The sequence below is a fragment of the Arthrobacter bambusae genome (assembly GCF_022606295.1).
Taxonomy (GTDB): Bacteria; Actinomycetota; Actinomycetes; order Actinomycetales; family Micrococcaceae; genus Arthrobacter; species Arthrobacter bambusae_A.
Genome location: NZ_JAHHZS010000021.1, coordinates 41,357 through 56,440 on the forward strand (window position 1 = coordinate 41,357; position 15,084 = coordinate 56,440).

Below are 15,084 nucleotides of genomic sequence, written 5' to 3' on the forward strand. Positions count from 1 at the left end.
GTCACCACCATGATGGTCCATTCAGCCCCAGTGCGGGGGCCTTTGTTCCTTCAGCCAAGCGTCATGGTCGTAGCTGGATTCATCGCCCCAACGGCGCGGATCGTCCTCGGAAGCTTTCTTGGGCAGAATACCTTCTCCTGCCGGCTTCCGTTCCGGTGCGGGCTTCACTTCTGCCTTCTCCTGCGTGGCCAACCCGGTATCAGCGTCTGCCGCTCCGGCGCTGGTGTCCGCGGGCGGCCTGGAATGAGTGCTTTTGCTTTCCGCCATTGCGTTTCCTTAGGGGATAGCCGGACCCGAGCCAGCGCCTTGCGCGCCGCTGGACCTGGCCGCGGAGGGTTCCGCCTGGCTATTCAGTTCCAATTGTTCAACATCGATGTCCAGGAATCCATCCTGGACATCACCATACGATGGCGCCACAGGCTTCTCGAGTCCCAGATAGGATCCAATGCGATCCGCGCAGGACGAGGGATCCGTGAATACTTCGATGGTCCACAGCGACATGTAGCGCCAGCCAAGGCGTTCCAGGAGCTGTGGCCGGAGCCTGCTGCGCTCCCTCACGCTCATGCGGCGGTATCGTTCCGTGCCATCCGATTCAATGGCCACCGGCGTAGGCATTTCGCTGTCATCCCGGCCGATCGTGTGCACGGGATCGGCCGCCGCGGCGATGTCCAGGACTCCGTCATAGTGGTGCCACACGCGCGCTCCCCGGGCTCGGAGCCGCTCGCCCAGATCCGCCACCAACGGATCCTCGCCGAGCGCTTGCTCGCTGGCGGCTGCCCTGGTGGCCGGTGTCCCCAGATCGGAGTTCCCCGACAGTTCACGGTCAAGGAGTTCATGGAAGTCGACGGCGCCGTGGGCCAGCCGGTCAAGATCGAGGTCTTCCGGACGGAAGCAGCTCAGGACGTGCATGGACCTTCGGGAGCGGGTCATAGCCAGGGCAAATTTGTTTCGCCCGCCTTCGACGGACAGAGGGCCGAAACTGTGCAGCGCCCGGCCATGCGGGGTGCGCCCGAAGCCCAGCGAGAAAATGATGTGGTCGCGGACCAGTCCCTGCGCGCGCTCCAGATCCACCACGCGGAAGGACTCCGCGCCGGCGTTGAAGAAACCCGAGAGCAGCGGATAGTTGGGAAGTTGGAGCCGGATGGCTTCACCGATCCTTGCGGCATGGCGCAGGCTTGCGGTGACGACGGCGAGCGAGGTCCGCGGCCGGAGGCTGGCGTGTTGAAACACCAGGTCAACTACGCGGTTCACTTCGGCGGCGACAGATTCGACACCTTCGTGGTCGGCACCAGGCAGGCCGGTGCCGTCCGGGATGTATTCAACCACTACCGAGCGGTCCAGCCCCGTGACGGACTGGCCGTCCGGCAATCGACGCAGGCCGCCGTCGTAGTAGTTCTTGCTCAACTGCAGCAGGAGGTCTTCGTCAACCGCCCGGTACACCCAGTTCAACTGCCACGTGGGCAGGACCCGGGCCAAGGCACTGAACGCACTGTCCACGGTGTCCTGGCTCGCGGCACCGGCCATGGGCGGCTCCACCGCAACGCTGAACGTGCGGGCGTTGCCGATCTTCGCGTCGCCGAAGGCAATCACTTGGTGGGCTCGCGCGATGGCAGGCAGCACAGCCTGCAAGGACGTGCTCTCGGCATCGAGAATCACCACCGCATCGAACTTCTGTTCGGCAGGCAGGAGGCTCGTCAGCAAGTACGGACTGATGGACCACACGGGAACGAGCCGGGCTACGAGGGCAGGTGCCTGGGCGCTCAGCGCCGAGAGGGTAACGCGGCCATCTTTGATCAGGTTCCGCAGGAGTTCCGATTGGCGGGGATGTTCAGCGATTCCGGCCCGCCACATTTCGGCGAGCCTCCACCGCAGCCGGGCAGCTCCACTGGCGATGTGCGCGTGGTCCGCCAGACGGTACTCGGCTTCAAGCCGGCGCAGGGAATCGCCGTCGGACATGGCGAGGTAGTCGTCGCCGCTGATCATTGCTTCGAGGGCGGACTGCCACCAGGCAAGGTCCAGTTCCGCGGCAACGGATTCGGCAGGCACTTCCCGTTCGGCCAAGTCCGCAAGAAGCTCGGCGAGCCCATGCTCGCGCATGTTCTCGACCAGAAGCGTGCGCTCTGGAAGCGTTTCCAGGGTGCCCGTGTCGGCAACAAGGCGCTCAAGTCGCTCCACGAGCTCTTCGTAACGGCTCGCGTGCAGATCACCGCCGGCAGCCGTATGTTTGAGGCAATCGCCCAGACGGCGGAGGTCCCTGTCCAGTTCGCGGTAGCTGGCGCCCAAATCCGCGAGGCCGGATGGCACTGCCGGATGGCGCTGGGTGGTGGCGTACTGGGACCAGAGGGCCCGTTGTTCCTGAACGAGGGCCAAGGAGCTGTGCAAATCCGCAATGTGGACACCCGGGCGCACATATTCCTTTGCCACGCGGCGCAAGCGGGAGCGCTGCATCGAGGGCATCTCAAGGCCCCGCTCACGGCGCCAGGCGGAGGTAGCCGTAGCCGAGATGAGATCGTGGACCGGCCGGTCAAAAATGTCCGGGGTGAATTTGTCCAGGCTTTCCCGTACCGCCATCAGGAGCTCAAGCTGAGCGCCCCATTCGGCGAAGTTCGCCCCAAGCCGGATTTCGGAGTGCTCCGCGAGCTGGTTCATCCGATCCCGCAATTGGGGAAGTTGTTCCGCGGCGCTGCTGGCCAGTTGCTGCGCTTCCTCGGTCTCCTTGCGGGTGACCAGGCGCGCCCCGTACCAGGGGCTCGACGTCGATGCCCGGCTGAAGCTGCCAAGCTCGGCGGCGCGTCGCAATCTTTCAGCCAACTCAGCGCGGTCCTTGATGTTGTCCAAGACACTGCGCTTCAAGCGCACGGTCGTGGCGGGAGCGGGTTGGATGGCGGTCAGTTCCGCGAGCGATTGCATGGCCTGGTAGGGCGAACATCCCCAGCGCTGGCGCACGTTGTGCAAAGACGCGACATGGTCCATGAGGGCATGCCGGTGCTCGGTCAAGGTCTTGTGCAGGTTGGCAAGCTGGGGTTCCAGCGACTTTTCGTTGCGGATGATGGCGCTGACGAGCTGGCCCTTGAGCTGCTGCGGAGTGGCACCGTTGCCCGGCCTGAAGACCATCGATTCGAGGCCCAGGGCTTCAAAATGGCCCGCCAGACCGTTGAGGCTCGCTCGCCGGTCGCCCACGACGAGCACCGATTTGCCCTCGTTGACGAGGGCGCCGATGGCATTGATGGCCGTTTGCGTCTGGCCGCTGCCTGGCGGGGTGCTGACCACCAGCGAATCGCCTGCCCGCACGGCATCCACGACGTACTGCTGGTCCGAGTCCGCATCCAGGAGGAGCGACTCTTCAGAAGGGTCCCGCTCGTCGAGGTTCGGGAACCTTCCGGACTTGATGGGCTCAGGTTCCACGCCCCCGCCGTTGGCGGCTTCGAACAGCGATGCAACGATGCTGCTGTTCTCGTTGATCCAGGGGTCTTCCAAATTCCCGGACAGATCTGCCAGCGTCGTGATGAGGAGATTCGGGGTGACCTCGGCACCGTGGATCGGCTGCACCAGCGTGGCAAGACGGTCAAGGACCGGCAGGGGGTCAAGTCGTGCGGTGTTGTATGCCATACGGCTCACGGCATTGACGTCAAAGACGATGCCATGGACGGTCTTCAAATGCCGGACCAAAGCGGGGTTGATGCCCGCTTGCTCGGTGAGTTGCAGCTCGTAGTCGTCTTCGCCCGGCCGTGCCGTGAGTGAGATGGCGGCCAACATGACGGGGGCGGAGACGCGTTGGGGCTTTCCGCCCACGGCCGACGTCCAGACGACCGTGCCGCAGGACAGGTAACCGGCGTCGATCCCCCGGTCGTTTCCCAGTTCGAAAATCTTTGAGCGAAGGTTCCTGGCAGCCCGCGCGGCAACAAGATACTGCTGGCGGTCCCGGATCAAGGTGGAAAGCCGGGTTCGGCGCCCGGCGAGGAGCTGCGCCAGGCCTGATGGGTGGCCGTTGCTAAGGTCTATCGACCCTTCCGGCGTCTTGACGAAGCGCAGCATGGTGTCCGCGCCAGTCACGGGTTTGAGGCCGGACAGCCATTTCCGAAGCTCTACGGAGCCCTCTTCGTGGCTTTGACCTACTGACACCGCTGCCTTCTTTTCTGTTCTAGCTCGAGACGACTTGGACCAAATCGGCATACTTTCGAGGGTAGCGGGAATCCACCGGCAGTCCGCACCGCAACACTGTTGGAAAGGCAAATTACCCCTGATTTCAGGGGAAAAACAAAGTGACCGGTCCCTCAAACAGGGACCGGTCACTCAGGATGCTATTCCCACTCGATGGTTCCCGGCGGCTTGCTGGTGACGTCCAGTACCACGCGGTTGACCCCGTCAACCTCGTTGGTGATCCTGTTGGAGATCCTGGCGAGGAGGTCGTACGGCAGCCTCGACCAGTCGGCAGTCATGGCGTCCTCGGAGGAAACCGGGCGCAGTACGATCGGGTGTCCGTAGGTGCGGCCGTCGCCCTGCACGCCAACGCTGCGGACGTCGGCGAGGAGTACGACAGGCATCTGCCAGACGTCGTTATCGAGTCCGGCCGCGGTGAGTTCGGCCCGCGCGATGGCGTCCGCCTTGCGAAGCAGCTCGAGCCGTTCCTTGTTCACTTCGCCGACAATGCGGATACCCAGGCCGGGTCCGGGGAACGGCTGGCGTCCGACGATTTCCTGGGGCAAGCCGAGCTGTGCGCCCACTGCGCGAACCTCGTCCTTGAACAGGGCGCGGAGCGGTTCAACAAGTTCGAACTGCAGGTCCTCGGGAAGACCGCCCACGTTGTGGTGGCTCTTGATGTTCGCGGCACCTTCGCCGCCGCCGGATTCGACGACGTCCGGGTACAGGGTGCCCTGGACGAGGAACTTGATGCTCTCGCCTTCGGATGCGGCCTCGGCGATGATGGCCCGCTCGGCCTCCTCAAACGCGCGGATGAACTCGCGGCCGATGATCTTTCGCTTGGTCTCGGGGTCGCTGACCCCGGCCAGCGCCGAAAGGAATCGCTCCTGCTCGTTGGCGACATAGAGATTGACGCCGGTTGCGGCAACGAAGTCACGTTCGACCTGTTCGGCTTCACCTTCGCGCAGCAGCCCGTGGTCCACGAAAACGCAGGTCAGCTGATCGCCCACGGCGCGCTGCACGAGGGCTGCGGCTACGGCCGAGTCGACGCCACCGGAGAGGCCGCAGATGACTTTGGAATCGCCGACCTGCCGGCGGATCCGGTCCACTTGCTCTTCGAGGATGTTGCCCGTGGTCCAGTTGGGCTTCAGGCCGGCACCGTTGAACAGGAAGTTCTCCAGAACCTGCTGGCCGTGCGCCGAGTGCTTTACTTCCGGGTGCCATTGCACGCCGTAGAGATGCTTCTCTTCGTTCGCGAAAGCTGCCACAGGTGCGCCTGCAGTTGTAGCCAGGACTTCGAAGCCCTCAGGAGCTTCGTGAACCGAGTCTCCGTGGCTCATCCAGGTGTTCTGGGAGTCCGGAACGCCGGCAAGGATCGAACGGGCTTCGCCGACAGTGGTGGCCTCGGTGGCGCCGTACTCGCGCAAACCGGTTTGCGCGACTTTGCCGCCGAGCGCGTTGGCCATGGCCTGGAAGCCGTAGCAAATGCCGAAGACCGGCACGCCGGCCTCGAAAAGGTCCGCGCCGACCCTCGGGGCACCCTCGGCATAAACGCTGGAAGGTCCGCCGGAGAGGATGATCGCTGCCGGGTTCTTGGCCAGAAGCTGCTCGGTGGTGAACGTGTGCGGAACAATTTCCGAGTACACATTCGCTTCACGGACGCGGCGGGCAATCAGCTGCGCGTACTGGGCACCGTAGTCAACAACCAGCACCGGCTTCTGGGAAGTCTGAGCTTCAGAACTGAAGGGTGCGGTGGGAGTAGTCACCGTAACAGCCTACTTTGCCGGGATGCCCCGGTGCACCTTGAAGCCGGTCGTGAAGCCGGGAAACCAGCCCGACGTTAGCGATCTCACAATGCCCGCCGTGGCGGGCCCGTCAGTAGCGCTTGGACGCCCGCGGATTCGCGGCGAGTTCCATCTCTACCTCCGAGTGGAACTTCTTCTCCACAATGAAGGACATGAGAGGGACAACGCCGCCCAAGGCGAGCAGGATGAGCTTCATGAACGGCCAGCGCATGAGCGACCACAAGCGGAAGTCCGAGATGAGGTACAGCACGTACATCCAGCCGTGGACGATCAGGACTCCGACGGAAACGTTGACGCCACCCAGGACCGCCTTCGACTCAGCATCCGCGAATCCAAAACCGAAGGGCTGACCGGTGATTGCGTTGGTTCCGCCGGCAAAGAGATACACGCCGAACACATAGCGCGCAACGAGCTCGGCGCACAGGAGCAGCAGCATGGTACCGGTGAGGTAGGCCATGACTTTGTAGAATTTCAAGGCCGAGCGGATCTGGGCAGTCGTTCCGCCGAAGCGGCGCTTCTTGGCCGCGGTTGGCTTGGCGGCAGATTCTCCGGACTGTTCGGGCTGGATGGCCGGTTTGGGCTCAATCATGGCTTTACCTGTTCTGGCTTGGTACTTGCTGGCAAATCGTCTGACGGGAATTCGTCGTCGGGCTCGTCCTCGTCGTCTTCGAGGGTGCGCCGGTAGTCATCGGCCACCATGCGCCACCAGACGTAGAGGGCGAATCCTGCAAAGACCACCCATTCCACGGAGTAGAAGAGGTTGAGCCAGTTGATTTGTTGGTTGGGGGGTTGGGCCGGGATGTTCAATGGCTTCAGCTGCGTCGGAAGGGCGAGGGTCTTGCCAGCCGATACTTCCGAGGTCGCGGCGACGAAGCCGGGATAGCTTGAGACTTGCCACGTGTTGATGAGTTCCGCGACCGACACCGCAGACGCGCGGCCCGCTCCGGCGTCGACGTTTGGCACCGGCGCCTCGGACGGCAGGAGCCTCCCGGTCAGTTCGATAGTGCCCGACGGCGGAGGCCCGGCTTGGGCGGGATCGGCCACCCAGCCGCGGGCCACGGGGATCCAGGTCTTCGCGGAGGCGGCGACACCGTGCAGGACGGGGGCGCCGTCGACAGCGAACGCGTTCACTACCCAGTACCCTTTTTGCCCTGCCAGAAGCCGGCCCTCCACAAGGACCTGCTTGGCGGGGTCGTAACTGCCCTTGGCGCTGACCATTTGGTCCGATGCGGTGCCCGGGAAGAACGTTCCAGGCTGCAATACCCCGGTAAGCGGCTTGACTTGCTCCACCGCGGGGTTGTCAACCGGGGCGTCGCTCTGGGTGGATCTGCCGAACTGCCACTGGCTGAGCAGCACAAACACCCCGGAGAGCAGGAGCGCGAAGACAAGTCCTGCGATCCAGCGGGGCTTCAGAGCGGTTTTCAACACCCCTTAACCGTACTTCGTCAAGCTGTAGAACAGCTAAACGAACCGGCCTCCCCCAAGGGGGGGAGGACGTCAGTGGTCGAAGAACACCAGGCTGGAGTTGATCAGTTCGGCGATGACTTCGGGATCGTGGGCGCGCCGGAGGGATTCCCGGAACGATTCCTTGGACAGCGAGCGGGCCAAGGTCGCGAGGACTTCCAGGTGGTCCGAGAACGAACTGGCCGGCGTAGCGATGAGCAGGACCAACGTGGCCGGTCCGTCGCTGGCGCCGAAGTCCAGCGAATGACCGAACTTCGTGACACCAACAGCGATGGAGACCCGGGAAACATACTCGCTGCGCGCGTGCGGAAGGCCAATGCCGCCCGGCAGTCCGGTGGCAAGCTGATGCTCGCGCGAATTGACGACTTCGAGGAAGCCCTCGAGGTCCGTGATGCGCCCGGCCGCGTACAGCCGTTCCGCGAGCTGGCCCGCAGCATCTGTCTTGTCGACCGCTTCCATTTCAAGGATGACGGTCTCCGGCGTTGTCAGTTCGGCATCATACGGGTCCAGTGGTTCCGCCAAGTCGTTTTCCCTCCAGTGTGCCCAGCCGACCCAGGCCGCTCAGCGGAGGGGAACGATGTCATCGACCCCCATGCGCGCAGCATCGGCCGATTCGTCGTCGGGCTGCTGTTGGCTGAGCCGTTCAGCTTCCACCCGGGCCAGGTAGTGCTTGATTTCGCTTTCCCGCTGCGTGTCGCTCCAGCCAAGAATCTCTCCCATCAGCTTAGCGACAACAGGGACCGCGGAAACACCTCTGTCCCACGACTCGATCGAGATGCGGGTACGTCGTGTCAGGACATCATGGACATGCCGGGCACCCTCATGGGTCGCGGCATAGACGACCTCCGCCGCCAAATAGTCGTCGGCTCCAGGCAGCGGCTCGGCCATGGCGGGGTTGTCCTTGATGATGGCCAGGACGTCCGGGGTCATGGATCCGTAGCGGTTCAGGAGATGCTCCACCCTGGCGACATGCACTCCGGCTTCATCCGCGGTTCTTGCGCGCCGGTTCCATGCAGCCTTGAATCCCTCGGCTCCCAGGAGCGGAATGGTATCGGTGCAGCTCGCCGGTACGCGCTCGTCCATGGCCCGGGTCGCTTCGTCCACAGCGTCCTTCGCCATGACCCGGTACGTGGTGAACTTTCCACCTGCAACCACCACCAAGCCTGGAACGGGGTGCGCCACGACGTGTTCGCGTGAAAGTTTCGCCGTTGAGTCGCTCTCCCCCGCCAGCAGCGGGCGGAGGCCCGCGTAGACTCCCTCGACATCCTCACGGGTCAGGGGCCGCTTCAAGACACGGTTGACGTGTTCAAGGACATAGTCGATGTCCTTTGTGGACGCGGCGGGGTGCGCCTTGTCGAGCTTCCAGTCGGTGTCCGTTGTGCCGATGATCCAGTGCCGGCCCCACGGGATGACGAACAGCACGGATTTTTCGGTCCTCAGTATCAATCCCACTGTGGATTGGAAGCGGTCGCGCGGGACCACAAGGTGGATGCCTTTGGAGGCGCGGACCTTGAGTTGGCCGCGGTCCGTCACCATGGCCTGGGTCTCGTCCGTCCAGACTCCGGTGGCGTTGACCACTTGCTTGGCGCGGACTTCGATGATGCTGCCGTCCTCCTGGTTTTCCACCTTCGCACCGACCACACGTTCGCCCTCGCGCACGAACGACACCACGCGCATCCTGTTCACGGCATGCGCTCCGTAATGTGCCGCGGTGCGGACGACATTCACCACCAGCCTGGCGTCGTCGACCTGCGCATCGTAATAGCGGATGGAACCGACGAAGGCATCGTTCTTGAGGCTGGGGGCTGCCCTCAGTGTTCCGCGCCGGAAGAGGTGCTTGTGCATGGGCACACCGCGGCTGTGTCCGGAGGTGAGGCCGAGCGTGTCGTAGAGGAAGATCCCGGCACCAACGTACGGGCGTTCCCAAAACCGCCGGGTCAGCGGGTAGAGGAACGGGACCGGCCGGACGAGGTGCGGTGCGATCTGTTGGATCAGCAGTCCGCGCTCCTGGAGGGCCTCCTGGACCAGCGCGAAGTCCAGCATTTCCAGGTAGCGCAGGCCACCGTGAATCAGTTTCGAGGACCTCGACGACGTGCCGGAAGCCCAGTCCCTGGCCTCGACAATGCCAACGGACAAGCCGCGGGTCACGGCGTCCAACGCCGCCCCGGCCCCGACCACGCCTCCCCCGACGATCAGGATGTCGAGTTCCTTGCCAGGCTCGGTGGTGCCCTTGAGAACGTCGATGGATCTGGCCCGCGCGTCTGGACTCAATGCACCGCTGGATGCATCATCCCTTTGCGAACCATCTGCAACACTGCTCATTGGACGCCTCCCATCGCACAAAGCCCGTAGTTCCCCACACTACTTCTTGTCCGCGGGCTTGGGCAGGGTTTTCGCGCGACTGCTCAAGCGGCCGAATGGGCGCTACCGCCCGGAGTAAGGCGAGACGACGACGTCGACGCGCTGGAACTCCTTCAGGTCCGAATAGCCGGTGGTGGCCATGGAACGGCGAAGCGCTCCGATCAGGTTGGACGTTCCGTTGGTGTGGTGGCCCGGTCCGAAGAGTACTTCTTCGAGGGGCCCGACAGTGCCGACGTTGACCCTGTCGCCGCGGGGCAGCTCAAGGTGGTGGGCTTCCTGGCCCCAGTGCCAGCCCTTGCCCGGGGCTTCTTCGGCACGTGCCAGGGCGCTGCCGAGCATGACGGCGTCGGCGCCCATGGCGATGGCTTTGACGATGTCACCCGAACTGCCCATGCCGCCGTCGGCGATCACGTGCACGTATCGTCCGCCGGATTCATCCATGTAGTCGCGGCGGGCTGCGGCGACGTCGGAAATGGCGGATGCCATGGGCGAATGGATGCCGAGCGCACGGCGCGTTGTGGTCGTCGCGCCGCCGCCAAAGCCCACCAGGACGCCGGCCGCACCAGTACGCATGAGGTGCAGTGCCGGGGTGTACCCGGCGGCTCCGCCGACGATCACCGGCACGTCGAGTTCGTAGATGAACTGCTTGAGGTTCAGTGGCTCGTGGTTCTTGGAGACGTGTTCGGCCGAGACGGTGGTGCCCCGGATGACAAAAATGTCGACGCCGGCGGCAACCACGGTTTTATAGTGCTCCTGGGTGCGCTGCGGCGTCAGCGATCCGGCCACGGTCACGCCCGAAGCCCGGATTTCCGCGAGCCTGGTGGTGATCAGTTCGGGCTGGATGGGAGCCTTGTAGAGCTCCTGCATGCGCCGAGTGACCGCCGGGCTGGCCGTTTCATCCTCAAGGGCGGAGATCTCGTCCAGCACGGATTGGGGGTCCTCGTAGCGCGTCCACAAACCCTCGAGGTCCAGCACGCCCAGGCCGCCCAGCCGGCCAAGTGCGATGGCCGTTTCAGGAGACATCGCAGAGTCCATGGGTGCGGCGATCACTGGCATCTCGAACTTGTAGGCATCAATCTGCCATGAGACGGAGACGTCCTTGGGGTCGCGCGTCCGGCGGTTGGGGACGATCGCGATGTCATCCAGGGAGTAGGCACGACGCCCACGCTTGCCACGGCCAATCTCAATCTCATAAGTCACTGCTCTAGGTTATCCCAGTGCACCGCGATCTTCCGGCAGGGTGACGTACAGCATGACGGCGGGGGCTGCCGCGAAAACAGCCGAGCCCGCCACCTTCCTGGAGGGAGGTGGCGGGCTCACTTGAACTGCCTATGGGAAGAATGGCGCCTAGCGTGAACCGTAGTTCGGGGCCTCGACGGTCATCTGGATGTCGTGCGGGTGGGACTCCTTCAGCCCGGCCGCAGTGATGCGCACAAACTTGCCGCGTGCTTTGAGCTCTGCGATGGTCGGAGCACCCGTGTAGAACATGGTCTGGCGCAGGCCGCCCACCAACTGGTACGCCACCGAGGAGAGCGGGCCGCGATATGCGACGCGGCCTTCGATGCCTTCCGGAATGAGCTTGTCATCGCCGGAAACGTCAGCCTGGAAATAACGGTCCTTCGAATAGGACGTGTTCTTGCCGCGGGACTGCATGGCCCCCAGGGACCCCATGCCCCGGTAGCTCTTGAACTGCTTGCCGTTCACGAAGATCAGCTCACCCGGCGACTCGTCGCAGCCGGCCAGCAGGGAGCCCAGCATGACGGTGTCGGCACCGGCCACGAGGGCCTTGCCGATGTCGCCCGAGTACTGCAGGCCGCCGTCGGCGATCAGCGGGACTCCGGCGGGGATGGCCGCCTTCGAGGACTCATAGATGGCCGTGATCTGGGGGACGCCCACACCGGCAACCACGCGCGTGGTGCAGATGGAGCCCGGGCCCACGCCCACTTTGATGCCGTCGGCGCCGGCGTCGATCAGTGCCTGGGCACCTTCACGGGTGGCTGCCTGGCCACCGATGATGTCAACGTGCGCGGCCACGGGGTCGGACTTCAGCCGGGTGATCAAGTCCAGGACACCCTGCGAGTGGCCGTTGGCGGTGTCCACGAACAATGCGTCGACGCCGGCGTCGATCAGCGTCATGGCGCGTTCCCAGCCGTCGCCGAAGAAGCCGATGGCGGCGCCGACCCGGAGGCGGCCTTCCTCGTCCTTCGTCGCGAGCGGGTACTGCTCGGCCTTGGTGAAGTCCTTCGTCGTGATGAGCCCCTTGAGGCGTCCCTGCTCGTCAACGAGGGGCAGCTTCTCGATCTTGTTGGTGGCCAGCTTGTGCGAGGCCTCTTCGCGGCTGATGCCGACGTGCCCGGTGATGAGCGGCATCTTGGTCATGACGTCGCTGACCAGCCGCAGCGGGAAGTCGGATTCCGGGACGAAGCGGGTGTCTCGATTGGTGACGATGCCCAGCAGCCGGCCATCGGGGTCGATAACGGGGAGGCCGGAAACCCGGTACCGCGAACACAGTTCGTCCAGTTCCTGGAGGGTTGCTTCCGGGTGGATGGTCAGGGGGTTGGTGATCATCCCGGACTCGGAGCGCTTGACGCGGTCGACATGGTCGGCCTGGTCTTCGATGGACAGGTTGCGGTGGATCACGCCGAGTCCGCCCTGGCGGGCCATGGCGATGGCCATGCGGGACTCGGTGACGGTGTCCATGGCGGCGGACAGCAGCGGCGTCTGGACGGAAATCCGCTTGGAGATCCGGGAGGAAGTATCAGCTTCCGAGGGAATGACGTTGGTGTGGCCCGGCAGCAGCAGGACGTCGTCGTAAGTCAGGCCGACAAAGCCAAAGGGATCGTGTTGGGGCTGGGTCATGAGTGCGCCTCTTACCTTGGTTCTGGGGGGTTGCTCTGGTAGGGGTTGCAGCTGATGACCAGCCCGTCATTACGGGACTGGCCTGTGCAGAAAGGTTCTGAATAAATAGTAGAACCTCGCCGCCGATCCCCATATTCCGCGAGGGCAATGTGAGCAACGGCACCCGGGGGGCTCCCGTTGTCGGGCCCGGCTGGGCGTCGGGGTCCCTGACTCCGGGCGCCTAGCTCCAGCCGGTGGCGGCCAGCCACCTTTCCTTGAGCATGGGCGCCATGCTCGCAACATAGGTCTTGGAGAGGTGGTTGTTGTCCAAGTAGACAAACGTGTTGCCCACAACCCCGGGACATTCCGTGCCGTTGCAAATCAGATCGGTCATATCCAGGATGGACAAGCCCGGGTACTTCCCCTGAAGGGACGCGAGCGGGTTCTGGGCCGCCAGCAATTGCTCCTGGCTTGGATTGCAGTCGGGGCTGTGTTGACCTTTGACCGCGACGCAATCGGCCATGTTGAAATCGAACCTCGGGTTGTCCCGTACGGCGATGACGTTGATGCCCTTACCCGTGAGCATCTTCACTGTGTCTTCAAGGCCCACTGTCAGCTTTTCATCGGGTGATGAGGGCGATGCCGCCGTCCCCACCAGGAATACGGCACTCGGTGGATGCTGGTCGATCTGCTGGACGACGGCGTCGTTGAAGGCCTTGCACGGTGCGTCCAATCCGGAGGTATCCACGGTGAACGGACATGCGCCGAGCAGCAGCTGGTAGGTGCGCCATTGCTCCTGTTCGGCCACCGGAGCCACCGCGGCCAGCCATTGCTCCGCGTGGGAGTCGCCGAGCACCAGAATGGTCCGGCTGGATTCGGCCGGCTGATTGTTTTGAAGGCAAACCCCTTGGAGGAGTTTGGACGAAGGCACCAGATCTCCCGAGCATTTGCTGGGTAGATTTGCCCAGTCCTGGGCCAGCTTTTCAGCGGTGGGAAGCAGGACAGCGCTGGGACTCACTTCGTTGACGTAGCCGGGCACCAAGGCAGCGGCTCCAGGGTTGTCCTTTTGGGCTTGGTCCATGGCGATTTTGGCGGTCACGTTCTGCTGCACCGTGAAACCGATCAACGGCACTATCGCGATAGTGAGGCAGGCGACGATCGCGACGGCGGCACGTCGCCGGTTCACTTCGGGCCACTTCCATTCCCTGAACGGCTTCTCGACGAACTTGGTCGTCAGGAAGGCCAGAACCAACGCGGTGGCAATGATGACGGTCCCGGAGAGCCAGCCGGCGTGGTCCTTCCCTGTCCAGATGAGGGAGATGACCAGCAACGGCCAATGCCACAAGTACAGTGCATAGGAGTTGTCGCCCAGGCGAACGAGGGGCCGGGAGCTGAGGATCCGGTCCACTCCGAATCGGCTGCCGGTCTGGCCCGCGGCAATGATGCAGGCGGCCGCCAGGGTCGGCCAGAGCGCCACGAAGCCAGGGAACGCCGTCTGGACCTGGAGCACGATCCCGCAGCTCAGCATGGCGATAACGCCGACCCACCCCATCACCACGCGGACGTTCTTCGAGATCTTCACCATCGGCAGGACCAGGGCAGCCAGTGTTCCGAGGGCGAACTCCCACAGCCTGGCGAAAGTATCAAAGTAGGCGGTGGTCTGGTTCGACGCCGTGGCAATGATCGAGTAGGTGAGCGACACCAGGAAGATCAGCCCGAACACATACGTCAGGGCGACCCTGTAGCGGAGGGCGTACTTTCTGCAGACCAATGCGGCGATCGCGAAAATGACCGGCCAAAGGATGAAGACCTGGCCCTGGATCGAAAGGGACCAGAAATGCTGGAGGGGACTCGCTTGGCTGCGGTCGGCAGCATAGTAGTTGACCGCTTCCCGCTGGAGGAGCCAGTTCTGGACGTAGAAAAGGGAGGCCCAGACCTGGTCGACCAAGGCTGCCCACCGGGTTTTGGGGAGGACCACGAAGATGGCGGCCAAAGTACCCAGGAGAACCACGACGGTTGCCGGAAGCAGCCGCCGGAACAAGTGAAGCCAATGCCTCAGCAGGTCCATGGGCCGGTGCTGCGCATAGCGGTTTGTGAACTGCAATGTCATCAAGAAGGCGGACACCAGAAGGAAGACGTCTACGCCACCGGAAACCCTGCCGAACCACACGTGGTACGTAACCACCATGAGCACCGCGAGGGAGCGCAGGCCTTGAATTTCAGGGCGAAAGTTCGGCTTTCTTCCGGTGCCACTGGAACGACGTTGCTCCTTGGTAGTAGCCGTCGTTTGCGCAGTTGACACAACAATGCCCCTCAATGACCTAGATCGAACCATAAATCTTACTGATTCGTAATAACAAGTGCCAATCGAAAATCCATTCGAGAAGCATCCATCACTCAATTAGGTCATGCTTGGCTGGACGTTGACATGGCGAATACCGAGTGCCAACTGTGGGCTCGTCCATGCCGCGACGAA

General features: G+C 63.6%; 10 protein-coding genes. All 10 read right to left on the reverse strand.

What is annotated here, in order from left to right:
* Nucleotides 1–21: 21 nt before the first annotated feature.
* The 10 genes from KNN17_RS22700 to KNN17_RS15030 all read right to left on the reverse strand — a co-directional run bounded on the left by KNN17_RS22700 (nucleotide 22) and on the right by KNN17_RS15030 (nucleotide 14,910).
* The gene (locus KNN17_RS22700) at nucleotides 22–267 is read right to left on the reverse strand and encodes a hypothetical protein (RefSeq protein WP_372489686.1); all 246 of its coding nucleotides are present in this window, start codon (nucleotides 265–267) and stop codon (nucleotides 22–24) included.
* A gap of 9 nt (nucleotides 268–276) precedes the next feature.
* Nucleotides 277–4,173: an AAA family ATPase gene (locus tag KNN17_RS14990; RefSeq protein WP_372489687.1), complete on the reverse strand. Its 3,897-nt coding sequence runs from the start codon at nucleotides 4,171–4,173 to the stop codon at nucleotides 277–279.
* Between the two features lie 128 nt (nucleotides 4,174–4,301).
* Nucleotides 4,302–5,906 (reverse strand): glutamine-hydrolyzing GMP synthase, encoded by a 1,605-nt coding sequence (gene guaA, locus KNN17_RS14995; protein WP_241709806.1) that lies wholly within the window; start codon nucleotides 5,904–5,906, stop codon nucleotides 4,302–4,304.
* Between the two features lie 109 nt (nucleotides 5,907–6,015).
* Nucleotides 6,016–6,534, reverse strand: coding sequence for a DUF3817 domain-containing protein (locus KNN17_RS15000; protein ID WP_241709807.1), 519 nt, complete (start codon nucleotides 6,532–6,534; stop codon nucleotides 6,016–6,018).
* Nucleotides 6,531–7,373: an SURF1 family protein gene (locus KNN17_RS15005; protein WP_241709808.1), complete on the reverse strand. Its 843-nt coding sequence runs from the start codon at nucleotides 7,371–7,373 to the stop codon at nucleotides 6,531–6,533. The genes KNN17_RS15000 and KNN17_RS15005 overlap by 4 nt, the downstream gene beginning before the upstream one ends.
* Before the next feature lie 69 nt (nucleotides 7,374–7,442).
* Complete coding sequence (locus KNN17_RS15010; protein WP_059387422.1) at nucleotides 7,443–7,931, reverse strand: PTS sugar transporter subunit IIA; 489 nt, start codon at nucleotides 7,929–7,931, stop codon at nucleotides 7,443–7,445.
* Nucleotides 7,932–7,970: 39 nt separating this feature from the next.
* Nucleotides 7,971–9,731: a glycerol-3-phosphate dehydrogenase/oxidase gene (locus tag KNN17_RS15015; RefSeq protein WP_241709809.1), complete on the reverse strand. Its 1,761-nt coding sequence runs from the start codon at nucleotides 9,729–9,731 to the stop codon at nucleotides 7,971–7,973.
* A gap of 102 nt (nucleotides 9,732–9,833) precedes the next feature.
* Entirely contained in the window at nucleotides 9,834–10,970 is a 1,137-nt protein-coding gene (locus KNN17_RS15020; protein ID WP_241709810.1) for a GuaB3 family IMP dehydrogenase-related protein, read from the reverse strand.
* A gap of 147 nt (nucleotides 10,971–11,117) precedes the next feature.
* Nucleotides 11,118–12,629 carry an IMP dehydrogenase gene (gene guaB, locus KNN17_RS15025; RefSeq protein WP_078108142.1) on the reverse strand — a complete coding sequence of 504 codons (1,512 nt, stop codon included), beginning with the start codon at nucleotides 12,627–12,629 and terminating at the stop codon, nucleotides 11,118–11,120.
* A 220-nt stretch (nucleotides 12,630–12,849) separates the two neighbouring features.
* Nucleotides 12,850–14,910: an acyltransferase family protein gene (locus KNN17_RS15030; RefSeq protein WP_241709811.1), complete on the reverse strand. Its 2,061-nt coding sequence runs from the start codon at nucleotides 14,908–14,910 to the stop codon at nucleotides 12,850–12,852.
* Nucleotides 14,911–15,084: the final 174 nt, after the last annotated feature.